19 protein-coding genes are annotated in these 23,352 nt (G+C 73.1%); 5 read left to right on the forward strand and 14 right to left on the reverse strand.

What is annotated here, in order from left to right; translation table 11 throughout:
* Nucleotides 1-200: 200 nt before the first annotated feature.
* The 4 genes from ACH4D3_RS11190 (at nt 201) to ACH4D3_RS11205 (ending at nt 4,354) form a co-directional block, all read left to right on the forward strand.
* On the forward strand, nt 201-707 hold the full coding sequence (locus ACH4D3_RS11190; protein ID WP_398319583.1) for an SRPBCC family protein: 507 nt from the start codon (nt 201-203) through the stop codon (nt 705-707).
* Entirely contained in the window at nt 700-2,319 is a 1,620-nt protein-coding gene (locus ACH4D3_RS11195; protein ID WP_398319586.1) for a phytoene desaturase family protein, read from the forward strand. The genes ACH4D3_RS11190 and ACH4D3_RS11195 overlap by 8 nt, the downstream gene beginning before the upstream one ends.
* Before the next feature lie 43 nt (nt 2,320-2,362).
* Nucleotides 2,363-3,241: an SDR family oxidoreductase gene (locus tag ACH4D3_RS11200; RefSeq protein WP_398319589.1), complete on the forward strand. Its 879-nt coding sequence runs from the start codon at nt 2,363-2,365 to the stop codon at nt 3,239-3,241.
* Between the two features lie 174 nt (nt 3,242-3,415).
* Nucleotides 3,416-4,354 (forward strand): DMT family transporter, encoded by a 939-nt coding sequence (locus ACH4D3_RS11205; protein ID WP_398319592.1) that lies wholly within the window; start codon nt 3,416-3,418, stop codon nt 4,352-4,354.
* Here ACH4D3_RS11205 and ACH4D3_RS11210 read toward each other — a convergent pair.
* The 14 genes from ACH4D3_RS11210 to ACH4D3_RS11275 all read right to left on the reverse strand — a co-directional run bounded on the left by ACH4D3_RS11210 (nt 4,318) and on the right by ACH4D3_RS11275 (nt 22,011).
* A complete protein-coding gene (locus ACH4D3_RS11210) occupies nt 4,318-5,805 on the reverse strand; it encodes an MFS transporter (protein WP_398321079.1) in 1,488 nt (495 codons plus the stop codon). The two genes, ACH4D3_RS11205 and ACH4D3_RS11210, sit on opposite strands and share 37 nt — an antisense overlap.
* A 137-nt stretch (nt 5,806-5,942) precedes the next feature.
* The gene (locus ACH4D3_RS11215; protein ID WP_398319594.1) at nt 5,943-7,280 is read right to left on the reverse strand and encodes a lipase family protein; all 1,338 of its coding nucleotides are present in this window, start codon (nt 7,278-7,280) and stop codon (nt 5,943-5,945) included.
* Nucleotides 7,281-7,438: 158 nt separating this feature from the next.
* The gene (locus ACH4D3_RS11220; RefSeq protein WP_398319597.1) at nt 7,439-8,035 is read right to left on the reverse strand and encodes an exonuclease domain-containing protein; all 597 of its coding nucleotides are present in this window, start codon (nt 8,033-8,035) and stop codon (nt 7,439-7,441) included.
* A 61-nt stretch (nt 8,036-8,096) separates the two neighbouring features.
* A complete protein-coding gene (gene cdtC, locus ACH4D3_RS11225; RefSeq protein ID WP_398319600.1) occupies nt 8,097-10,181 on the reverse strand; it encodes a siderophore ABC transporter permease CdtC in 2,085 nt (694 codons plus the stop codon).
* A gap of 7 nt (nt 10,182-10,188) precedes the next feature.
* Nucleotides 10,189-11,172, reverse strand: a complete 984-nt coding sequence (gene cdtB, locus ACH4D3_RS11230; RefSeq protein WP_398319603.1) for a siderophore ABC transporter substrate-binding protein CdtB — start codon at nt 11,170-11,172, stop codon at nt 10,189-10,191.
* Nucleotides 11,169-12,047, reverse strand: coding sequence for a siderophore ABC transporter ATP-binding protein CdtA (cdtA, locus tag ACH4D3_RS11235; protein WP_398319606.1), 879 nt, complete (start codon nt 12,045-12,047; stop codon nt 11,169-11,171). The genes cdtB and cdtA overlap by 4 nt, the downstream gene beginning before the upstream one ends.
* Nucleotides 12,048-12,149: 102 nt before the next feature.
* Nucleotides 12,150-12,716, reverse strand: coding sequence for an MSMEG_1061 family FMN-dependent PPOX-type flavoprotein (locus tag ACH4D3_RS11240; protein ID WP_398319609.1), 567 nt, complete (start codon nt 12,714-12,716; stop codon nt 12,150-12,152).
* A gap of 110 nt (nt 12,717-12,826) precedes the next feature.
* Complete coding sequence (locus ACH4D3_RS11245; protein WP_398319612.1) at nt 12,827-13,618, reverse strand: SAM-dependent methyltransferase; 792 nt, start codon at nt 13,616-13,618, stop codon at nt 12,827-12,829.
* A 111-nt stretch (nt 13,619-13,729) separates the two neighbouring features.
* Nucleotides 13,730-14,377 (reverse strand): sugar O-acetyltransferase, encoded by a 648-nt coding sequence (locus tag ACH4D3_RS11250; RefSeq protein WP_398319615.1) that lies wholly within the window; start codon nt 14,375-14,377, stop codon nt 13,730-13,732.
* Nucleotides 14,378-14,418: 41 nt separating this feature from the next.
* Complete coding sequence (locus tag ACH4D3_RS11255; protein WP_398319618.1) at nt 14,419-16,476, reverse strand: RICIN domain-containing protein; 2,058 nt, start codon at nt 16,474-16,476, stop codon at nt 14,419-14,421.
* 124 nt (nt 16,477-16,600) lie between these two features.
* Nucleotides 16,601-18,646 (reverse strand): beta-galactosidase, encoded by a 2,046-nt coding sequence (locus ACH4D3_RS11260; protein WP_398319621.1) that lies wholly within the window; start codon nt 18,644-18,646, stop codon nt 16,601-16,603.
* A gap of 26 nt (nt 18,647-18,672) precedes the next feature.
* Nucleotides 18,673-20,028, reverse strand: a complete 1,356-nt coding sequence (locus ACH4D3_RS11265) for an ABC transporter substrate-binding protein (protein ID WP_398319624.1) — start codon at nt 20,026-20,028, stop codon at nt 18,673-18,675.
* 98 nt (nt 20,029-20,126) lie between these two features.
* Complete coding sequence (locus tag ACH4D3_RS11270; RefSeq protein WP_398319627.1) at nt 20,127-21,077, reverse strand: carbohydrate ABC transporter permease; 951 nt, start codon at nt 21,075-21,077, stop codon at nt 20,127-20,129.
* Nucleotides 21,078-21,084: 7 nt separating this feature from the next.
* Nucleotides 21,085-22,011 carry a carbohydrate ABC transporter permease gene (locus tag ACH4D3_RS11275; protein ID WP_398319630.1) on the reverse strand — a complete coding sequence of 309 codons (927 nt, stop codon included), beginning with the start codon at nt 22,009-22,011 and terminating at the stop codon, nt 21,085-21,087.
* Between the two features lie 192 nt (nt 22,012-22,203).
* Here ACH4D3_RS11275 and ACH4D3_RS11280 point away from each other — a divergent pair, with 192 nt between their 5' ends.
* On the forward strand, nt 22,204-23,310 hold the full coding sequence (locus ACH4D3_RS11280) for a LacI family DNA-binding transcriptional regulator (protein WP_398319633.1): 1,107 nt from the start codon (nt 22,204-22,206) through the stop codon (nt 23,308-23,310).
* Nucleotides 23,311-23,352: the final 42 nt, after the last annotated feature.

Genomic DNA, 23,352 nt, shown 5'->3' on the forward strand with positions numbered 1-23,352 from the left:
CGCTTCGAGCTTAGCCAGCCCTTGTCATCAGGTCCATGCCAATGCACTGCCTTTCCGGGCCGGCCGGTTCGGCGCCGCGGCGACCCGTTCCCTCCGGTTGGCCGGGCGCCCTCCGGTTGGCCGGGCGCCGACGGGGCACTCAGTGCTGCGTCCTCGCGACGACGGCCGCACGGCGGCCACTGGAGACGTGGGAGGTACGCGTGGCGGTTCGGCACAGGCTCATCCAGGCGACCCCGGACGCGGTCTGGGACGTCCTCGCGGACGGCGACCTGTACGTGGAATGGGTCGTGGGACCCTCCGAGGTCACCCCCGGGGCCGGACAGTGGCCGCGGGTCGGCGCCACGATCGCGTACGAGGTGCGGCTCGGGCCGCTGCGGCTGCACAACGAGTCGGTGGTCAGACGCTGCGTGCCGGGCTCCGAGCTGGAACTGGAGGCGAAGGCGGGCAGACTCGGCACCGCCCGGATCGCCGTCGAGCTGCGCCCCTGGGGCGAGCAGTGCCTGGTGATCGTGGACGAACACCCCCTGCGCGGCCCCGGCGGCCTGCTGCACAACGTCGGCGTCGAGGCGCTGATCCAGGTGCGGCACCGGGCCATGCTCGCCAGGCTCGCGACACTGTGCGAGTCCGCGGCCGGAGAGCGGTGCCGTCCCGACCCCCCGGCCGCGACGGGGTCCGTGGAGTACCGGCCGGGAACCGGCCGTGCCTGACGCCGTCGTGGTCGGGGCCGGACCCAACGGGCTGGTGGCGGCGAACCTGCTGGCCGACGCCGGCTGGAGCGTGACGGTCCTGGAAGAGCAGCCCGAGCCGGGCGGCGCGGTGCGGCACGACGGCGAGGTCGCCCCCGGCTTCGTCAACGACCTGTTCAGCTCCTTCTACCCGCTCGCCGCCGCCTCCCCGGTCCTCGGCGGACTGCGGCTGGAGGAGCACGGGCTGCGCTGGGCCCACGCGCCCCACGTACTGGCCCACCCCCTGACCGACGGAACCTGCGCCGTCCTCGACCGCGACGTCGCGACCACCGCCGCCTCCCTCGACGCCTTCGCCCTCGGGGACGGCGCCGCCTGGGAGCGGCTGCACGCCGTGTGGGACCGCTACCGGGCCGACATCCTGGACGCCCTGTTCACCCCCTTCCCGCCGGTGCGGGCCGCCGCCCGGCTGGCCCTGCGGCTGCGCGGTGCGGGCGGACTCAGGCTCGCCCGCACCCTGGTGCTGCCGGTGCGCCGCATGGGCGAGGAGGAGTTCCGGGGCGAGGGCGGCAAACTGCTGCTGGCGGGCAACGCCCTGCACGCCGATCTCGCGCCCGAGGCGGCCGGCAGCGGCGGCTTCGGCTGGCTGATGTCGATGCTCGGCCAGACCTACGGCTTCCCCGTGCCGGTCGGCGGCGCCGGCGCCCTCACCGAGGCCCTGGTCCGCCGGCTGCGCGCCCGGGGCGGCACGCTGCACTGCGGTCGGCGCGTCGAACGGGTCCTGGTCCGCGACCGGCGCGCCGTCGGCGTGCGCACCGCCGACGGGGAGACGGTCACCGCCCGCCGCGCCGTCCTCGCGGACGTCTCCGTGCCCGCGCTCTTCGGCGGGCTGGTCGCCCCGGCGGACCTGCCGGACCAGGTCCGCACCGACCTGCGGCGCTTCCAGTGGGACTTCGCCACCTTCAAGGTGGACTGGGCGCTGGACGGTCCCGTGCCCTGGCGGTGCGAGGCGGCGGCGCGGGCCGGCACCGTGCACCTGTCCGACGGCCTCGACGAACTGACCCGGTTCGCCGCCCAGATCGCCATGCGGCAGGTCCCCGACCGTCCCTTCTCGCTGTTCGGCCAGATGACCACCACGGACCCGACCCGCTCACCGCGCGGCACGGAGTCCGCCTGGGCCTACACCCACGTCCCGCACGACATCCGCGCCGACGCGGGCGAGGAGGGCATCACCGGCACCTGGGACACCGGGGAGCGGGAACTGATGGCCGACCGGGTCGAACGCCAGGTGGAACGCTTCGCGCCCGGCTTCCGGGCGCTGGTACGGGCCCGCCGCGTGCTCGCCCCGCCGGCGCTCCAGGCCATGGACGCCAACCTGGAGGGCGGCGCCATCAACGGCGGCACCACCGCCATGCACCAGCAACTCGTCTTCCGGCCGGTGCCCGGCACCGGGCGGCCCGAGACCCCGGTGGCCGGTCTCTTCCTCGCCTCCGCGGGCGCCCACCCCGGGGGCGGGGTGCACGGCGCGCCCGGCGCCAACGCCGCGCGCGCCGCACTGCGCCAGCACCGGTTCGCGGGGCTCGCCCGGCTCCAGCGGGCCCTGACCCGGCGGGACCGGGCGGGTGACCGGCACTGACCGTCGCGACCGTACGCCAAGCACCCGAGGAAAGGGCCGACCGGTGACAGACAGTCCCCTGCAGAACCGCACCGTCGTGGTGACCGGCGCCGCGCGCGGACTCGGCGCCGCCCTGGCCCGCGCCTGCGCACTGCGCGGCGCCCGGATCGCGCTGCTCGGTCTCGAGAAGCCCCGGCTGGACGCCCTCGCGGCGGACCTGCCGACCCCGGCGCTCGCCGTCGAGGCCGACGTCACCGACCCCGCCGCGCTGGCCGACGCGGCCGGGGAGACGCGCCGGAGCCTGGGGAAGCCGTCGGTCGTGGTGGCGAACGCCGGGGTCGCGCACGGCGGGCCCTTCGCCACGTCGGACCCCGCCGAGTGGCGCCGCGTCGTCGACGTGAACCTGACCGGCAGCGCCCACACGGCCCGCGCCTTCCTGCCGGACCTGCTCGACACCGCGGGCTACCACCTCCAGATCGCCTCGCTGGCCTCGCTGGGTGCCGCGCCCATGATGAGCGCCTACTGCGCCTCCAAGGCGGGCGTGGAGGCCTTCGCCCACTCGCTGCGCGCCGAGGTGGCCCACCGCGGCGTCGCCGTGGGCATCGCCTACCTCAACTGGATCGACACCGACATGATCCGCGACGCCGACCGCCACCCGGTCCTGCGCGAACTGCGCGCCCACATGCCGCCCCCGGCCCGCCGCACCCTCCCGGCGGAGGACGTCGCCGCCCGGCTGGTCCGCGCGCTGGAGCGCCGCCGCAGCGCCGTGTACGTGCCGGGCCGGCTGCGCCTGGTGCAGCTGGGACGCGCGGCACTGCCGCCCGCGGTGGCCCGGCTGTCCCGCCGTGAACTGCCCCGCCTGGAGGCCGAGGACGCACTGGGACCCACCGGTCCGCTCGGCGCGGGCGGCCGGGCCGGCCACGCGGCCGGGACGCGTACGTAGCCACCGGTGCCGGGCGCGACGCCCGGGTCGGCGCGTCCCGAACCGGGAGCGCGGGGAGCCGGGAAGTGGTGACGCCCGGTCCGGTTAGGGACGGTCCTCGTCGCGGATTGGTCCCCGACGGCGCACGCGAAGTGGACCCCGTGACAGGCCGCCGCGCTCTCTAGCGTCGTGGCCATGAACGCCACCACCACGCGCGGGTCCCTGCTCGCCGCGCTCGCATGCGTCCTCGTCGGAGGGTCCTTCACCGCCAACAGCCTGCTCGGCGACTACCCGTACGCCGGCGGTCAGTTCCTGCGCTACGGCCTGGCCTTCCTGCTGCTCGTCCCGCTGGCCGGGCCCGGCGCGGCGGCCCGGCTGCGCGCCCTCGGCACCGCCCGGTGGCTGCGCCTGGCGCTGCTGGCGGCCGTGGGCATGGTCGGCTTCAACCTGGCCGTACTCGCCGCGGAACGCACGGCCGAGCCCGCGGTGCCAGGCGTCTTCGTGGGCTGCGCGCCCGTGGTCGTCGCAGTCCTGGTCCCCCTCCTGGAGGGGCGCCGTCCGCAACGGATCGTCCTGTACGGGGCGTTGTTCGTGGCCGTGGGCGCCTTCACGGTCCAGGGCTGGGGGCGCACCGACGGCGCGGGCATCGCCTTCTCCGTGTGCGCCCTGGTCGGCGAGGTCGGCTTCGCGGTGCTGGCGGTGCCCGTACTGCGGCCGCTGGGCCCGCGGCTGCTTTCCACCGTGGTGTGCGGTGTCGCGGCGGCCGAGTCGGCGCTGGCCGGTGTCCTGGCCGACGGGACCGGGTGGCTGCGCCGGCCCGACGCGGTGGAGGCGGGCGCGCTGCTGTGGCAGGCGGTGGTGGTCACCGTCGTCGGGTTCGTGTGCTGGTACATGGGCATGCAGCGGATCGGCGCCGAGCGCGCCACCCTGTTCTCCGGGCTGATCCCGGTCGCCGCCGCGTGCACGGCACCGCTCGTCGGCACCGGCTCCTACGGCGCCGCCCAGGCCGTGGGCAGCGCCCTGGTCTTCGCCGGGGTCGCCGTGGGCTCGGGCGCGGCACTCCCGTTCGCGCGCGGACGACGGCCCGCGGCGCGGCGTCAGACGGCGCCCGAGCGGTCCTTGGAGAAGCTGTAGAGGTCCTTCGAGGTCGTGATGAGTTCGCGCTGCTCGTGCCGGGAGCCGACCATGGGCTGCGAACCGCGCAGCGGCACCTGGGCGCTCTCCGGCAGGAACCTCACGGTCACCAGGCCGACGGCGCCCGCGGCCATCAGGTAGTAGGCGGGCATCAGTTCGTCGCCGGTGATGCTGACCAGCGCCTCGGCGACCAGCGGTGTGGTGCCGCCGAAGGCCGCGACGGCGAAGTTGAAGCCGATGGCCATGGCGGCGTAGCGCACGGCGGTCGGGAACAGCGCCGGCAGGGTGGCGGCGCTCGGCGCGGCGAAGCAGGCCAGCAGGGTGGACAGCAGCAGGACCCCGGCCACCGGCGCCCAGACGCCGTCCGCCTTCAGCAGCAGGAAGGCCGGGACGGCGAGGACGATCATCGCCGCCGCGCCGGTGGCGTAGAGCGGGCGGCGGCCGACGTGGTCGCTGAGCCGGCCCAGGAAGGTGATCAGCAGCACGATCCACACCATGCCGATCAGCACCAGCACGTCCGCGAAGCCGCTGGAGCGGTCCAGGGTCTCCGTCTGGTACGTCGGCAGATAGCCGGTCACCATGTAGTTGGTGACGTTGTAGAGCAGCACCAGGCCCATGCACACCAGCAGCGGGCGCCAGTGCTCTCGCACGATGGTCTTGAACTCGCTGCCCGCCGACTCCTGTGCCAGGCCCTTCTCGTGCTCGTCGAGCTGCTGCTGGAAGGCGGGCGACTCCTCCAGCTTGAGCCGCATGTACAGGCCGATGACGCCGAGCGGTCCGGCGATCAGGAACGGCAGCCGCCAGCCCCAGTGCAGCATCTGGGCGTCGGTCAGTGCCAGGTTCAGGACGGTGACCAGCGCCGAACCGAGGGCGTAGCCGACGAAGGTGCCGAAGTCGAGCCAGCTGGAGAGGAAGCCGCGCCGCCGGTCGGGTGAGTACTCGGCGACGAAGGTGGTGGCGCCGCCGTACTCGCCGCCCGTGGAGAAGCCCTGGACCATCCGGGCGAGCAGCAGCAGGGCCGGGGCGGCGATGCCGATGGTGGCGTAGCTGGGGATCAGGCCGATGGAGAAGGTGCCGAGAGCCATCATGATCATGGTGGTGGCGAGCACCTTCTGCCGTCCGATGCGGTCCCCGAGCGGCCCGAAGACCAGACCGCCGAGCGGGCGTACGACGAAGGCCGCGGCGAAGGTGGCGAAGGAGGAGATGACCTGGGCGGCCGGGGAGGCGCCGGGGAAGAACACCTTCCCGATGGTGGCGGCCAGATAGCTGTAGACGCCGAAGTCGAACCACTCCATGCAGTTGCCGAGCGCCGAGGCCCCGACCGCGCGCTTGAGCAGCGGTGCCTCGACGACCTGGACGTCCTCCTCGCGGAAGGCCCGCCCGGTGCGGCGCAGCCGGCGGGTCAGCTCCTCGCGCACCTGCCGCGGCAGGTGCGTGATCGTGCCCGGCATCCTCGCCCCGTCCGGGGGATCCGACCCGCCGTCGGGCTTCGCCTCCACCACGCCGTCGCCTCTCCGTCGCTCCGCCACGATTCGCCTGAGCGAATTCTGTGCAGGAATCCGGGGTCGGCGCATGCCGGGGGCAGGGCTCAGGGCTGTACGGGCATGCTCCAGCAGTTGGAGCCGGCGGGCTCGCCGGAGAGCCGGTCGGTGAGCCAGGCGATGGCGTTGCCCTGGTCGGCGAGCAACGGTGCGAAGTGGTTGAGCAGGCCGCTGCCCACGCCCGGGAGCAGTACGGGCACGTAGGTTGTCTTTCCGCCCTTGCCGCACCAGTCGACGGCCAGTTGGCGGGCCTGGCCGTGGGGGACCAGGTCGTCGCCGACGCCCGTGGCCACGCGGACCGGGCTGCCGGGCCGGATCGAGCCGATGCGCTGCTCGGCGAGGAAGCTCTGCAGCGCGGGTTCGGCGCGGATGACGTCGCTGATGGACTGACCGGTCTTGGTCCAGTCCGTGCTGCTGTCGCCGCCGTAGCCGAAGAGCGCGTCGCCCACGCACATGGTGGACAGGTCCGTCAGCGCCTCCTGCCCCGCCTCGTTGATGTACCGGTCGGCGATGGGCCGCAGGGCGGGCTCGCTCTGCAGGAAGCCGTTGAGCGACCAGCCCAGGGCGCCCGCGAGGTCGCTGCCGTCTATCGCCTTGGTCACCTCGGTGAGGTCGGCCGGCGGGGCCCCGGCATAGGTGCCGGCCAGCTGGACGTCCGGGGCGTAGGAGGGCTGCAGCTCGGCCGCGGCCGCCGTGGCACCGCCGCCCTGGCTGTACCCGAACAGACCCACCCGGGACTCGGAGGTGACGGACGCCGAGTCCAGGGAGCGCGCGGCGCGTACGGCGTCCAGCACGGCGTGGGCCCCGTCGACGCGGTTGACGTAGGTGTGCAGCCGGTCGGTGGTGCCGAGGCCGACGTAGTCGGTGACGACGACGGCGACGCCGCGCAGCAGCAGCCGGTAGACCGAGAGGTCCTCGTAACCGACGGAGACCGTCTGGCCGTTGAGCCGCAGCGGGTGCTCCAGGGCCATCGAGGCGGCGCACTGGTCGCCCTGCCCCATGGTGCCGGGCGCGACAGCGACCAGGGGGCGGGGGCCGTCGCCGCGCCACTTCGCGGCCGGTTCGATGTAGGCGCCGGTCACGGCGACGGCTTCGCCGTTCGCGTCGGTGGACTTGTACATCAGCCGGGTCGCCCGGCCGGGCAGGGGGCCGTCGATGCCCGGCAGGCTGAGCGCCAGGGGGAGCGGCTCGCTGCGGATCAGCGCGCCGTCGGCGCCGGGGAGTTCGGACGGCGGGGTGTAGAAGGCGGGGATCTCGACGCCGCGGGAGGTCGTGGTCGTCGAGTCGCCGGCCGGGCCGTCGGCCGCGGCGGCCGGGACGGCCTGGGCGCCGAGGGCGAGCGCGGCGGTGATCGCCGCGGCGAGCATGCGGGGACGTGGGGGCATGGCGAACCTCCTGGGGAAGGGCCGGATCCGGTCGTCCGCGGTCCCGTGGGGTCAGGGCCGTGGTCGCGCTGCTCCTGTGGGGTTACGGGACCGTAACCGGACAGGCGTTACCGTGGGTAGCACCTGACTCATTACGGTTCAGTAACTTGACGTCGCGTCTAACAAGAGCCGGGCCAGGCAGCCCGAACGGCCGGCCGGAGTACCAGCGCCGCGATGTTCCAGGCGTCGTCCACTCCCCGGTGGTGCCGCCCCTCCAGGGGCAGCCCGGCGATCTCCAGGGCCCGCGCCATGCCGGGCCGCCGGCGCAGCCCGTACGCCTCGGTGAAGACCGCCTTGGCGTTGGTGTGCGCACGCTCGGCCGGCCGGCCGAAGGGGTAGGGCACGCCGTCGGCCGCGCACTGGCGGAGGAACTGCTTGCGGTCGTAGTCGCCCCAGCTCGCCCAGGGCCGCACACCCGCGCCGTGCTCGCGCACCAGCGTCGCGCAGGCCTCGGCGAAACCCGCGCCCCGGTCGACCTCGGCCTGGGTGAGGCCGGTCAGCTCCGTGCAGAAGGCACTGACGCGGGAGCGGGCGGGCCGCACCAGGATCCGGTGCCGGGCCACCCGCTCCCGGGCGCCGAGGTCGACCACGGCGAGCCCGATCTCGACGATCTCGCTCACCTCGCCGGGCGGCGGCTGCCCGTCCCAGCAGGTGGCCTCGAGGTCGATGACGTTCAGCAGGCCCGCGTGGCCCCCGTCCGCGGCGCGCCGGTCCATGCCGGCACCGTACTCGGGCACCCGGCCCGCCGGCACCCGGATTTCCCCCGCCGGACAGGCCCTAGCGACGGCTCCGTACCAGCAGGTACAGGAAGTACGGCGTCCCGATCACCGCCGTCATGAGCCCGGCGCCGAGCTGGGCCGGGGCGATGACCGTGCGGCCGAGGAGGTCGGCGGCGCAGACCAGCGTGGCGCCGAGGAGGATCGCGACCGGTACGACCCGCACGTGCCGACGGCCCACCAGGGCGCGGGCCGCGTGCGGCGCCACCAGCCCGACGAACCCGATGGTGCCCGCGCAGGCCACCGCGGTCGCGCTGAGGACGACGCTCAGCACCAGGAAGCCGAGCCGCCCGGGTGCCAGCCGCAGGCCGAGCAGCCGCGGGGTGTCCTCGTCCAGCGAGATCAGGTCCAGCTCGGTGCGCCGGGCGACCGCGACACCGATGCCGACCAGCAGCGCCAGCGCGACCGGCACGACGTCCGGCATGGTCCGCCCGTAGGTCGAACCCGACAGCCAGGTCAGCGCCTTGTTGGCGTTGAACGGGTCGGTGAGCACGATCAGCAGGCTGATCAGCGCCGCCGTCCCGGAGGCCACGCCGATGCCGACGAGGACCAGCCGGTTCTGCCGGAAACCGCCCCGCGCGGCGAGCCCGAAGACGAGGACCGCGGTGACCGCGGACCCCGCGAACGCGGCTCCCGCCACGCCCCAGGTCCCGGCGGCCGGCACGGTGGTCACCAGGATCACCGCACCCAGGGCGCCGCCGCCCGTCACGCCGAGGACGTTCGGTTCGGCCAGCGGGTTGCGGGTGACGGCCTGCACGAGCGTGCCGGCCAGCGCGAGCGCCGCGCCCGCGCCCAGCGCGGCGAGCACCCGCGGCACCCGCGTGTCCAGCACGAAGGAGACGGTCCGGCCGGCCCGGCCCTGGGCCCAGTTGACGACGTCGCCGAGCAGCAGTTTGCTGTCGCCCACCAGCACGGCCGCGATCACGAGACCGACCAGGAGCACGACCAGGACGGCGACCGTGGCCAGGAACACCGCCCGGCTCGGGATCCGCAGCCGGTCTGGCGCCCCGGCCCCGGCGGTGTCGCGCACCCGCAGCGCCATGGCGACCAGGAACACGGCGCCGACCAGGCTCGTGACGACGCCCGTGGGCACGGACACCGAGCGTGCGTCCGAGATCAACGCCCGCAGCAGCACGTCCGAACCGAGCACCAGGGCCGCGCCGGTGAGCGCGGCCGCGGGCATGGCCGTACGGGAGCGGGCGAAGCCGCGGAAGCGGCGGGCGAGCGGGCGCACCAGGGCGGGTGCGCACAGGCCGACGAAACCGATCGGTCCGGCGAGCGTGACCGCGGCGGCGGAGAGCAGCGCCGCGAGCACGACGACCGTGACCCGGGTCGCCCGCACCGGGACGCCGAGACCGCGCGCCGCGTCGTCGCCGAGGGCCAGCGCGTCCACCCGGCGGGCCGTCAGCAGCAGGCCGGCCACGCCGACCAGGGCGATCGGCAGCATCTGCAGGACGCCGTCGAAGCCGTTCTGGGCGATGCTGCCCTGGTTCCACTCGTACAGGCCCTTGGTCTGCTCCGGGAAGAGCAGCAGGAGTGCCTGCGTCATGGAGTGCAGCCCCAGCATCAGCGCGGTGCCGGCCAGCACGAGCCGGACGGTGCCCGTGCCGAGGCCGGAGAGTCCGAGCACGACTGCCGCCGCCGCCAGGCCGCCCACGAAGGCGATGCCGGACGAGGCGAGCATCGGCAGCGAGACGCCGGTGGCACCGGCCAGCCCGAGCGCCAGATAGGAACCCGCGTTCACCGCGAGGGTGTCGGGCGAGGCCAGCACGTTGCGGCTGACCGCCTGGAGCACCGCGCCGGCCATGCCCAGCAGGGCGCCGACCAGGAGCCCCGCGGTCATCCGGGGCAGCCGGGAGGCGACGACGACGGACGCGTCGTCGGGGTCCGCCCGGCCGGTCAGGGCCTTGAAGACCTCGGAGGGTCCGACGGCGGCGGTGCCCTGGGTGATGTCGACGACGGCGAGGACGGCGACCAGCAGGACGATTCCGGCCGTCACCGCGGCCGCGCCCGACCGGGACGACGGGACCGTCGACGGACGGGCCGCGGTGGGCTCGGTGGCGGGTTCGGTCGTGGTGACGGCCATGGCCTCGCTACTTCGTCAGCGCGCCGACGACGGCGTCGATGTACGCCTCCATCGACCCGGGACCGCCGAACATCCAGATGCCGTCGTCGAGGCGGTGCACGTCCCCGGCCTTCACGAACGGCAGGGACTTCCACACCGGGTTCTTGGCCAGCTCACCGGTGAAGGGGGTGGCGCTCGGGTCGTCGTCGTTGCCGATGTAGGCGAACTGGGTGTCCTCGGGGAGCTTGGTCAGGCCCTCGACGTCGGTGGCGCCGAGACCGTAGGCCTCGTCGCCCTTGACCGTCCAGGCGTTCTTCAGACCGACGGCCTCGTTGACCTCACCGATGAGCGAGGTGGCGGTGTAGGGGCGGATCGAGACCTGGTTGGAGGCGACGTAACCGTCCGCGAAGGCGATGTCCTTGCCGGCCATCCCGGCGTCGGCCAGGGCCTTCTTGCCCTCGGCGACCTTGGCCTCGAAGCCCTCGCGCAGCGACTTCGCCCTGTCCGTGGTGCCGGTGGCCTTGGCGATGAGGTCGACGTTGTCCAGCATCCGGTCGATCTGGCCGGTGCCGTCGGCGGACGTCACCTCGATCACCGGTGCGACCTCGCGCAGCTGCTTCACCGCGGCGGGGGTGAGGTCCGTGGTGGCGACGATGAGGTCCGGGGCGAGGGAGGCGACGGTGTCCATGCTCGGCTCGCCGCGGGTGCCGATGTCCTTGGGCTCGTTCTTGAGCGGAACGGCGCTGTCCCAGGTCTTGTAGCCCTTGACGTCCGCGACGCCGACCGGGTCCACCCCGAGCGAGACGAGGCTCTCGACGACGTTCCACTCGGTGGCGACGACCTTGGTGGCCGGCCTGTCGAGCTTCACCTCGGTGCCCTTGCCGTCCTTGAGCGTGATCGCCTCGGAGGCCTTCTTCTCCGTCTTGTCGGCGGCGGGTTCGGTGGTGCCGCAGGCGGCCAGGGTGAGCGCCGCGGCGGTGGTGGCGGCCGCGGTGAGCAGGAGGCGTCTCATGAGGTGGTGCCGAGCCTTTCGGGAGTTCGTGTGCGGGGGGTGCGTATGTGGTGGCGGCCGATCGGGCGGGTGCGCAGCCGGCCGGTCAGGGGGTCGGTGTCGACGTCGATCCGGATGCCGTAGACGGCGGTGAGCCGCTCCGGCGTCAGCACGTCCTCGGGCGGTCCGTCGGCGACGATCCGGCCCGCTTCGAGGAGCGTGATCCGGTCGGCGACGGCCGCCGCCTGGTCGAGGTCGTGCAGGACGACACCGACGGCGATGCCGTGCTCGTCCGCCAGGTCGCGGACGAGGTCGAGGAGTTCGACCTGGTAGCGCAGGTCCAGGTAGGTCGTGGGTTCGTCCAGGAGCAGTACGCCGGTCTCCTGGGCGAGACAGCTGGCGAGCCACACCCGCTGCAACTGCCCGCCGGAGAGGTGGTCCGCGCCGCGGTCGGCGAGGCCGTCGACGCCGGTGAGCGCGAGCGCCCGCTCGACGGCGGCGGGGCCGTCCGGATCGGGCCGTCCCCAGCGGCCCCGGTACGGGTAGCGGCCGAACTCGACGACGTCCCGCACGGTCAGCCCGCCGGGCGTCGGACGTCCCTGCGTCAGCAGGGCGACGTACCGCGAGAACTCACGGGACGTCAGCGCCAGCCCGTCGGTGGCGCCGTCCAGGCTGAGCGTGGCACTGCGGGCCCGCTGCAGCCGGGCCACGGTCCGCAGCAGCGTCGACTTCCCACTGCCGTTCGGACCCACCAGAACGGTCACTTCGCCGGGCCTGAGCCTGACCCCCGCGTCGTGCACGACATCGACACCGTCGTACGCGACGGTCACGCCCGTGGCCGACAGCTCGTGTCCGCGCAGGCGCGGGGTACCGGCTGCGTCTTCACCTGATCTCACGCAGTGAAGGTTAGCCTAACCTAAAAAGCGCTGGTAGAGGCGGGGGTCACACAGGCTCCGCGGACGCTGCCCCGTCGCTCGCCGCGGGGCGGACCGAAGGGCTCAACTCGCCTGCGCGGAACCGGATTTCCACAGTCCCGCCCGGTTCAGGGACATCGGGCAGTGGAGGTAGATCTCGTCGATCTCCAGGAGCAGGGCGAGGTCCGGACGCCGTCCGTCGCGGGCCATCGCGTCGAAGAAGGGCGCGTCGGTGAGGATGCGCGCCCGGCCGTTGACCCGGAGCACCTCCTTGCCGCCGGGGATCAGGTAGAGCAGGCCGGCGTGCGGATTGTCGAGGACGTTGTGGAAGCTGTCCCCGCGCCGGTTGCCCGCCCGGTCCGGCAGGGCGAGGGTGCGGGAGTCCAGGACGTGGGTGAAGCCGGCTGCGTCGCCGCGCGGCGACACGTCGCAGTTGCCTCCCGCGTCGGAGGTCGCCAGGAGGCAGAAGGGGGAGCGGGCCAGGATGTCCCGGTCGTCGTCCGTGAGCCGGTCGTGCACCTTGTCGATGACGATGGGCCAGGGTTCGCCCAGCAGCTCACGCAGTTGAGCGCGCGAGCCGAGTTCGACCCAGCCCTCTTCGGCGGCGGCGGCGTCCGGCCGTTCTCCGGTCGTGTCGATCGCGTGCGGCAAGGCCGGCTCCCAAGTGTGCTCGCGGAACCGCCGGAAGCGTTGCCTCCGACGGTTGTTGCACACGCAACATTATCGGGGGCCGCACTCGTCATCTTCACCGCCACCAACCGTCAGGCGATGCGCGCCACGCCCGCGTAGATGCCGCTCTCCTCCGGCGCGGACGGCTCCAGGCCCTCGCCGTACCACTCGGTGGCCGTGACCAGGCCCGGCGGCACCAGTTCCAGACCGTCGAAGAAGCGGGCGACCTCCGCCCGGGTACGGAAGCCGAGACGGATGCCGCCCTTGGCGTACTGGGCGATCACCTGCTCCGCCAGCTCGGGGAAGAGGTCGAGCGCGGCGTGCGAGAGCACCAGGTGACTGCCCGCGGGGAGTGTCTCGACCAGACCCCGGACGATTCCGTGGGCGTCCTGGTCGTCGGGGACGAAGTGCATCAGGGCGATCAGCGACAGTGCGATCGGCCGGTCGAAGTCCAGGATGCCGCGGGCGTGCCGCACGATCTCCTCGGGCTCGCGGACATCGGCCTGGATGTAGTCCGTGGCCCCCTCGGGGCTGCTGACCAGCAGGGCCTCCGCGTGCCGCAGCACGATCGGGTCGTTGTCGGCGTAGACGACCCGGGCCTTCGGCACCGTCCGCTGGACGATCTGGTGCAGGTTCGGCTCGGTCGGGATGCCCGTGCCGATGTCCAGGAACTGGTCGATGCCCCGCGCGGCGAGGTGCGCCACCGCGCGGTTCATGAACGCGCGGTTCTGCCGCGCCGCGTCCCGCGCCTCGGGCGGCAGGGTCTCGCCCACCGCCTCGTCGACCGGGTAGTTGTCCTTGCCGCCCAGCAGCCAGTCGTAGACCCGCGCGGGGTGGGCCCGGCCGGTGTCGATGTGGGGAGGCTGGGTGTGGTCGGTGGTCATGGCAGGCTCCGTGGTCCGGGGGTGACGCTCGCCGCGGTTTTCGATCATCGTACTGCGGTGCCGCCGTGCCATGTGCCCGACGGGCGCCGGAAGTTGCCGAGCCCCGGGGGCTCACCCCGGCCCCGGCCCGGCCTCCAGGGTGCGGGGCGGACGGTAGCTCCACTCGCGGTCGGCGTCGGTGATCTCGCGCAGCACCCGCGCCGGGGTCCCGGCGACGACCGTCATCGGCGGCACGTGTGCCGTCACCACACTGCCCGCGCCGACCACCGATCCCCGGCCGACGGTCACCCCCGGCATGATCAGCGCGCCGGCCCCGATCCACACGTCGTCCTCGATGCGCACCGGCGCCGAGAACTGGGTGCCGTCCCTGCGCAGGTCCGGGTGGACGGGGTGCCCGGTGGTGCTGACCGTCACGTGCGGGGCGAACATCACCCGGTCGCCGACGAAGACCTCGACGTCGTCGACGAGGGTGAGGCCGAAGTTGGCGTACACGTCGTCGCCCAGGTGCACCCGGTTGCCGTAGGCCACGTGCAGCGGCGGTTCGATCCACACCCCGGTGCCGAGCGCGGCGAGCATCTCCTTCAGGAGCGCCCGGCGGCCCTCCTCGTCCTGTGCGCCGGTGCGGTTGTAGGCGTCGGCCAGCTCCTTGCCGCGCAGCCGCTCCGCCGCCAGGGCCTGAAGCCCCGGGGCGCCGTCCGAGTACAGCTCACGGGCCGCCATCCTGCGGCGGACCTCGCGTTCCCGGGGGTCGGTGGTCATGCGGTCTCCTCGCGTCCGTAGGGGGTGGGCCGGGGAAGGGTTCAGCCGGCGGACACGTCCGTCAGCGTCCAGCGCTGGTTGGCACCGGAGTTGGGCGGCCAGGTCGTGACGGCGGCACCGTCGTGGGTGGCCTGGCCGCCCACTTCGAGCAGGCGTCCGGTGGCCGCGTTGACCAGGGTCCAGGTGCCGTCGCCGGTGCTCGAGGCGAGCCACTCGGCGGCCCGGTGCCGCCTGCCCGTGTCGGGCTCGGCCACCGGGACGTCGTCGCGCACGGCGAGGCGCGTGCCGTCCTCGGGCCGGGTGAAGACGTAGCGGTCGCGGACGCCGCCGTCGTGGCGCACCGCGCTCAGCCGCCACTGCCGGGCGCTCGCGTCGGCCCCGGTGCCGAGGACCAGGTTCGTGCCGTCCGCGGCCACCGTGACGGCCTTGCCGCTCTGTACGCCGGTCAGCGTGTAGGTGTGCCCCTTGCGCAGCCCGGCGGCGTCCTTCGCGACCCCCGAGACGCCCTCGATCGCGAACGAGGTGACGGACCGGGCGGGCACGGTGAAGGTGGCGGTGCGGTCGCTCACCCTGATCGGGGACCGCTTCTCCAGCTTGCCGTCGGCGCTGGTCACGACCGGGGTCACGGTGGCCCGGCGGCTCACGTCGCGGAACTTGGACAGGTCGAGGGTGACCGTGCGGGCCTCGGTGGTGCGGTTGACGTGGACGAGCGAGGCGCCCTTGCCGTCGCGGGTGACGGCGGCGGCGCTGGAGGTGTCGTCGGTCTGGATCAGCCGGTCGCCGGGCTTGATGAAGTGGGTGAAGTTGCGGGCGGTGTCGAACTTGGTGTTGGTCCGGATCGGGCAGGTCTTCAGGGTGTCCCGGGCCGTGCAGTCGAACGGGAGCTGGATGCTGCCCCAGTTGCCGCCCTTCGCGGACTCACCGCCGGGCTTCATGTTGTCGTAGTCCTCGACGGGCTGCCAGAACACCCAGGCGCGGGGCTCCAGTTCCCGCAGGTCGTCGACGATCTGCTGGGCGAGGCCGAGGCCGGGCCGCATGTCCTGGAAGTCCTGGCCGTCGCCCCAGTCGCCGCCCACCTCGCTCATCCACAGGGGTTTGTCCGCGGCCTTGGCGAGGTCCCGCACGGTGGTGCGCTGCCCGGTGCCGTAGGTGTGGACGTTCATCTGCCCGACGAGGGCGCGGTCGGCCGCGGAGTAGGCGCTCCAGTTCTTCGCGAAGGTGCCCGGGTTGGTCTCGTCCATCGCCGAGATGTCCGCCCCGACCTTCGCCTTCTTCAGCGCGGGCGCGAGGGCCCGGAGCACCTCGCGCTGCAGCTCGGGACCCATGTGGGCGCCCTCCTGCCGGCCGCCGACGGGTTCGCCGTCCGCGCCGGGCCGGGTGCCCCAGTACGGGGTGTTGGGCTCGTTGAAGGGGTCCACGGTGTCGACCTCGATGCCCTCGGCCTTCTCCAGCCGCCGGGTCGCCCCCGCGACATAGGCGGCGAAGTCGTCGACCGACCCGGACCCCAGCTGGTCGGCGGAGGAGTCGAAGCCGCCGGAGACGTAACCGCTGACGGTCATGAACCAGGGCGGGGAGTTGCTGAACGTCTCCCAGTGGTCGATGTCGTCCTTGATCCGCTCGACCCACCAGCGCTGGGTGGCGTCGGCGTCCTCGTTCCAGTCGGCCGGGTCGTCGGCGCTCCACCAGTCGGTGTCCTCGCGCGTGGTGCCCTCGGGCGCCCGCCACCAGCCCTCGACCGCCCCGCCGGGCCGCAGGTAGTCCTTGACGTCCGGCGCGTTGCCGCCGCCGATGTTGTAGCGGGCGATGTTGAGACCGAGTCCGTCGTCGCCGAACAGCAGGCGGGCCAGCTTCTCGCGGATCTCGGGCGGGTAGTCGCCGGTGGCGTTGGCGAACCAGACCAGGCTGGTGCCCCAGCCCTCGAACTCCTCCTGCTGGTACGAGGGATCCGGCCGCACCGTGACGGAGGCGGGGGCGGAGGCGGAGGCGGGGGCGGCGGCCGGTTCGGCCTGTGCGGGGACGCCGAGCAGGGCGGCCCCGGTGGTCAGAGCGGTCAGCACCGCGGTGCCGAGGAGGCGTCTGCTGCGGGTACGGCGTGCCATCGTGTGCTCCCAACGGAAAGGTGTGGTCGCTGCGGTGGCCCCAGCCGCCCGGTTCGGGGCAGCGGGGGGCGGCCCCGGAGCGGGCCGTGCCCGCTCCGGGGAGCATGGGGTGCGGGGCGGGCGCCTAGGAGGCGGGCGTGCGCAGGACGGCGACCCCTCGGCCCGCCAGGACGACGGCGCCCTCGTCCCCGGTGTCGCCCACCAGGACGTCTCCGGTGAGCCCGGGGACGGTCACCGTCTCGTCGGTCCGGTTGACCAGGAACAGGAACCGTCCCCCGGCGCCCCGGCGCACGGTGGCCTCGACCCGTCCCCGCACCGAGGCGGGCAGCTCGCTCGTCACCCCGGCCGGCTCCAGCAGCCTCGGCAGCAGCGCGGCGAGCCCCTCGGCGCCGAGCCGGGTGGAGACGTAGGCGGCCGAGCCGCCGCCCGCCGGTCGCCGGGTGACGGCGGGGCGGCCCGCCTGGGTGCCGGTGCGGTAGTGCGCCAGGACCTCGGTCTCCGGCGCGGTCACGGTGATCCGGTCGGTCCACAGGCTCCCGCTGCCCGCGCCGTCCAGCTCCACGCTCTGCCCGGCGGGCAGCGGCCCGAACTCCTCGACCCGGATGCCGAGCAGGTCACGCAGCGCGCCCGGGTAGCCGCCCAGCCAGACGTGGTCGTTCTCGTCCACGATGCCCGAGAAGTACGTGGTGACCAGGTGCCCGCCCTGCTCGGCGTAGCGCGTGAGGTCCTTGGCCAGCTCGGCCGGGACCAGGTGCAGCACCGGCGCGATCAGCACCCGGTGGCGGCCGAGGTCGGCGCCGGTGGTGACGACGTCGGCGCGGATGCCCAGGGAGAGCAGCGCCGAGTACCAGTCGAGCGCCTCCTGGTGGTAGTCGAGCAGCGAGGTGGGGTGCGAGTCCTGCTCGCTGGCCCAGCGGGACTCCCAGTCGAAGAGGATGCCGACCTCGGCGGGCTCCCGCTCGCTCCCGGCGACCGGCGCGAGCGTCTTCAGGGTGTCGCCGAGCGCGGTGACCGCGCGGAACAGGTCGCTGTCCGCACCGGCGTGCGGGACCATCGCCGAGTGGTACTTCTCGGCGCCGGCCGCGGACTGGCGCCACTGGAAGAAGCACACCGCGTCGGCGCCGTGCGCCACGTGCGTCAGCGAGTCCCGGGCCATCTCGCCCGGCCGCTTGGCCAGGTTGACGGGCTGCCAGTTCACCGCGCCGGTGGAGTGCTCCATCAGGAACCACGGGCGGCCGCCCGCGATGCCGCTGGTGAGGTTCGCCGAGAACGACAGCTCGTCGCGGGCCTGGGGGTGCGGGACCACGTAGTGGTCGTTGGCGACGAAGTCGACCTCGCCGGCCCAGTCCGCGTAGTTCATGCCCTTGGTGCCGGGCATCACCATGAAGTTGGTGGTGACCGGGACGTCCGGGGTCAGCTCCCGCAGCAGGTCCCGCTCCGCGCGCAGGTGGTCCTTGAGCGCGTCCGAGGAGAAGCGCTTGAAGTCCAGTTGCTGGGTCGGGTTCGGGTGCGAGGCGGCGAGCCGGGGCGGCAGGATCTCCGCCCAGTCGCCGTAGCGCTGCGACCAGAACGCCGTGCCCCAGGCGTGGTTGAGGGCGTCCGTGGTGCCGTACCGCGCGCGCAGCCAGTCCCGGAAGGCGCGGGCGGCGTCGTCGGAGTAGTCGTAGACGTTGTGGCAGCCCAGCTCGTTGTTGACGTGCCAGGCGACCAGCGCCGGGTGTCCGGCGTAGCGGGTCGCCAGCTTCCGCACCAGGCGCAGGGCGTGCTCGCGGAAGACGGGCGAGGTCGGGCGCCAGTGCTGGCGCGCTCCCGGCCACAGCGTCTCGCCCCGGTCGGTGACCGGGAGGATCTCGGGGTGCGCCGTGGTCAGCCAGGGCGGCGGGGACGCGGTGGCGGTAGCCAGGTCGACGCCGACCCCGTGCTCGTGCAGCAGGTCCATCACCTCGTCGAGCCAGGCGAAGTCCCAGGTGTCAGGACCCGGCTGGATGCGGGCCCAGGAGAAGATGCCGAGCGACACGATGGTGACCCCGGCCTCCCGCATCAGCCGTACGTCCTCCTCCCACACCTCCCGGGGCCACTGCTCGGGGTTGTAGTCGGCGCCGTAGCCGAGACGCGGGGCGGGCGCACCGTCCGCCCCGCGGTGCGGGCGGGAGTGGAGGGTGGAGATCATGGCGGTCCTTCCGGTGGGGGCGTGCGCTACTTCTCGACGGTGAAGCCCTGCTCCTCGCCGTACTTGACCGAGGCCTCCTGCCAGGACTTGAGGCCCTCGGCGAGCGTGGTGCCGGAGACGTAGGCCTTGCCGACGGTGTCGTTGAAGACGGAGTTCGCGTAGACCTGGTAGGGCAGGTACGACCAGTCGTCGGGGACGTTCGCGGCCGACTCGGCGAAGATCTTGTTGGCCTTCTGGCCGCCGAAGTACGGGAACGCGGTGTCCTGGAACTTGGTGGACTGGAGGTCGGCGGTGGTCGCCGGGAAGGCGCCGTTCTTGAGCCGGGTCTGCACGCCGTCACCCGCGTTCGCGTACTCGACGAAGGCGTACGCCAGGGCCTCGTTCTTGCCGAGTTCCGGGAGTGCGAGCGCGCTGCCGCCGTTCTCGGCGCTGACCTTGTCGCCCGCCTTCCACTGGGGCATCGGGGCGACGCGCCAGTCGCCGGAGGCGGACTTCGCGCCGGACTCCAGGTTGGCGGGCATCCAGGCGCCGGTCGCCAGCGTCGCGATGCTGCCGTCGCCGAGGCCCTTGTACCACTCGTCGGTCCAGGCGGGGACGGAGGCGAGCAGCTTCTCGTCGATCAGCTGCTGCCAGGTGTCGGTGAACGTCTTGGCACCCTGGTCGGAGAAGTCGATCCCCACCTTGGTGCCGTCGACCGTGTAGGGGCGCGAACCGGCCTGCCAGAGCATGCTGGTGGCGAACCCGGCGTCGCCGTTGTCCGCCGTGATGTACGCCTTCGGATCGGCCTTGTGCAGGTCGCGGGCGGCGTCCACGTACTCGGCCCAGGTGGTGGGCACCTTGATGTCGTACTTGTCGAAGACCTTCTTGTTGTAGAACAGCGCCATCGGCCCGGAGTCCATCGGCAGCGCGTAGACGCCGTCCGAACCGGCCTTCACCCCGTTCCACGGACCGGGGGAGAACTGGGCGGAGAGCTTGTCGGCGCCGAAGGACTTGAGGTCGGTGAGCTGCTTGGTCAGGGCGTACTGACCCATGGCGTAGTACTCGATCTGCGCGACGTCCGGGACGCCCTTCTTCGCCGAGATGGCGTTCTGCAGCGCCGTGTACTGGTCCTTGTTGGTCCCCGCGTTGACCAGGTCGACCTCGACGCCCGGGTGTTCCTTCTCGAAGTCCGTGGCCACCTGCTTGAGCGTGGGCTCCCAGGCCCACACCGTGATGGTGCCGCCCTCCTTGAGGGCCGCCTGTATGTCCGCCTCGGAGACGGCCTTCCGGCTCGACCCCCCGTCGTCGGAGTCGCCGCAGGCACTCGCCCCCAGGGCGAGGGCGCAGACGAGGACCGTGCCGCGCAGGAGGCGGCGCGAGTGCTTGGTCAGGTGTGTGGGCATGGGTGTGCTTCCACTTCTTCGTGGCCGGAACCGGCACCGTTGAGGGTTGGCGGGGTTGCTGGTCGGGGGAGGGCAGGGGAAGGCGGGACGGGGGAGGGCTATTCCTTGACGCTTCCCGCGGCGAGGCCGGACTGCCAGTACTTCTGGAGCAGCAGGAACGCGGCGATCAGCGGCAGGATGGTGATGAGCGAGCCGGTGACGACGAGGTTGAAGACGGCCTCGCCGCCCGCGGTCGCGGCCTGCTGGTTCCAGCTGTTGAGCCCCAGGGTCAGCGGGTACCAGTCGGGGTCCTTGAGCATGACCAGCGGCAGGAAGTAGTTGTTCCAGGTCGCGACCATGGTGAACAGCAGGACGGTGACGATGCCGGGCGCCAGCAGCGGCAGCGCGACCCGGAAGAAGGTGCGCACCTCGCCCGCCCCGTCGATGCGGGCGGCCTCCATCAGCTCGGTCGGGATGGCCTCGGTCGCGAACACCCACATCAGATAGAGGCCGAACGGCGAGATCAGGGACGGGACGATCACCGCCCAGGGGGTGTTGGTGAGGCCCATCTTGCTGAACATCAGGAAGGTCGGCACCGCCAGCGCCGTCCCCGGCACGGCCACCGCGCCGATGACGACGGCGAAGACGGACCGCCGGCCGGGGAAGTCGAACTTGGCGAGCGCGTAGCCGCCGAGCACGGCGAGGAAGGTGGCGCCGCCCGCGCCCAGCCCCACGTACAGCAGGGTGTTGAGCAGCCAGCGGGTGAAGACGCCGTCGTCGTAGGTGAACGTCTCGGTGATGTTGTCCCACAGCGCGAAGTCGCCGTCGAACCAGAGACCGGCGGAACGGGACAGCCCCTCCTGCGTCTTGGTGGCGCTGACGGCCAGCCAGACCAGCGGAACCAGGCTGTACAGCAGGACGAGCGAGGTGAGCACGGTCAGCAGCACGCTGCGCCGGGGCCGGTCGGCGGAGTGCCGGCGCCGGGGCGTACGCAGCCGCGGGGCGGAGCGGGAGGTACCGGACGGCGTGGGCGCGGAACGGTCCGAGGCGGTGGCGACGGGGCTGGTCATCGCTGCTTCACACTCCCTTGCGCATGCCGCGCAGCTGCACGGCGTAGGCGACGACCATGGTGATCAGTCCCATGACGATGGCGACCGTCGCGGAGTAGTTGTGCTGCTGACCGTTGAAGGACAGCGCGTACGTGTAGTAGTTCGGCGTGTAGTCGGTGGTGATCGCGTTGCGCGCCAGGGGCTGCAGGATGCTGGGCTCGTTGAAGAGCTGGAAGCTGCCGATGATCGAGAAGATCGTGGCGATCACCAGGGCCCCACGGATGGCCGGGAGCTTGATGGCGGTGATCACGCGGATCTGCCCGGCGCCGTCGATCTGGGCCGCCTCGTACAGCGAGTGCGGCACGACGCGCAGTGCCGAGTAGAAGATCAGCATGTTGTAGCCGACGAACTCCCAGGTCACGATGTTGCCGATGGAGGCAAGCACCAGGTCGGGGGAGAGCGGGTCGGGCAGCGAGACACCCAGCGCGCCGTTGATGTCACCGACCAGCCCGAAGCGGGTGCCGTACATGAAGCCCCACATCAGGGTGGCCACCACGGCGGGCACGGCGTACGGCAGGAAGATGGAGATGCGGAAGAAGTCCCGGCCGTAGAGGCGGCCGCTGTCCAGCGCGAGGGCCACCAGGAGCGCGATGCCGAGCATGATCGGCACCTGTACGGCGAGGAAGAGCGAGACCCGGCCGAGTGAGGCCCAGAACCGGTCGTCCTGCAGCGCCTCGGTGTAGTTGTCGAGGCCGACGAAGGTGGTCCCGCCGATCAGCTGGTCGCGGAAGAGACTGAGGTAGACCGAGTACGCGATGGGCGCGAGGAACACCAGGGCGAAGACGGCCACGAAGGGGCCGAGGAAGCCCCACCCGGTCCAGGAGCGGCGGTCCCGCCTCACCGGGGGCGGGGCCGGCCGCGGCTCGGCGGTGGCCGGCGGTTGCAGCGTCGTCATGTCGTTCCTCGCTCGTCCACGTCCTGGAGCTTCGCCTGATGTTTACGTAAACATGGCGCACCGCGAAAGGGCGACGAGCTGTTATGTTTACGTAAACATCTGATGGCGGCATGTCTACACTGCCCCGATGACGACGGTCAAGGGTCCTCGCGCACCCGGACCCGACAGCGACAGAGAGGCGGCTGACGGCGAGTGAGCACGGCTGAGGAAGTCCCGACGAGCACACCCGCGCCACCCCGGCGCGGCCGGGACCGCACGGCCTCCATGGCGGACGTGGCCCGGCTGGCCGGAGTCTCCTCGCAGACCGTCTCCCGCGTCTCCAACGGCTACGCGGGCGTGACCGAGGAGACCCGGCAGCAGGTGCTGGCGGCCATGAAGGAGCTTGGCTACCGGCCCAACAGCGCGGCCCGGGCCCTCAAGCGCGGCGAGTTCCGCACCATCGGGGTCATCACCTTCACGCTGGCCACCACGGGCAACGTGCGCACCCTGGAGGCCATCGCGACCTCCGCGGCGAGCGAGGGGTACGCGGTGACGCTGCTGCCGGTCGCCGTCCCCACCCAGGACGAGGTGCGCGGCGCGTTCTCGCGGCTGGAGGAGCTGGCCGTCGACGCGGTCATCGTCATCATGGAGGTCCACCTCCTGGACGCGGCCTCCCTCAAACTGCCGCCGCACGTCCAGGTCGTCGTGGTCGACTCCGACGCGGGCGACACCTACACGGTCGTCGACACCGACCAGGCCGGCGGCAGCCGCGCCGCCGTGCGCCACCTGCTGGACCTCGGGCACGACACGGTGTGGCACCTGGGCGGCCCCGAGGGCTCCTTCGCCGCCCAGCGCCGCACCGACGCCTGGCGGCGCACGCTCACCGAGGCGGGCCGCACCCTGCCGCCGCTCGTCCGGGGCGACTGGTCGGCGGAGTCCGGCTACCGGGCCGGCCTGGAACTCGCCGCCCGCGAGGACTGCACCGCCGTCTTCGCGGCCAACGACCAGATGGCCCTCGGCCTGCTGCGCGCCCTGCACGAACGCGGCCGGCGGGTGCCCGAGGACGTCAGCGTCATCGGCTTCGACGACATCGCCGAGGCCGGTTCCTTCCTGCCCCCGCTGACCACCGTCCACCAGGACTTCGCCGAGGTCGGGCGGCTGTGCGTACAGGCCGTGCTGCGCAAGATGCGCGCGGCGGGCCCGGAACAGGGCACGACGCTGGTGCCGACCCGGCTGGTGACCCGGGCGAGCACGGCGCCGCCGCCCGCGCGGGGGAGGGGACCCGAGAGCGGCCGCGAGGGGGCCCGGGGGCCGGTTTAGGAGCGACCGCGACGGTAACCCCACACACCGACCGCCGTCCCC

Source organism: Streptomyces sp. NPDC018026 (genome assembly GCF_044327745.1).
In the GTDB taxonomy this organism is placed as follows: Bacteria; Actinomycetota; Actinomycetes; order Streptomycetales; family Streptomycetaceae; genus Streptomyces; species Streptomyces rubrogriseus.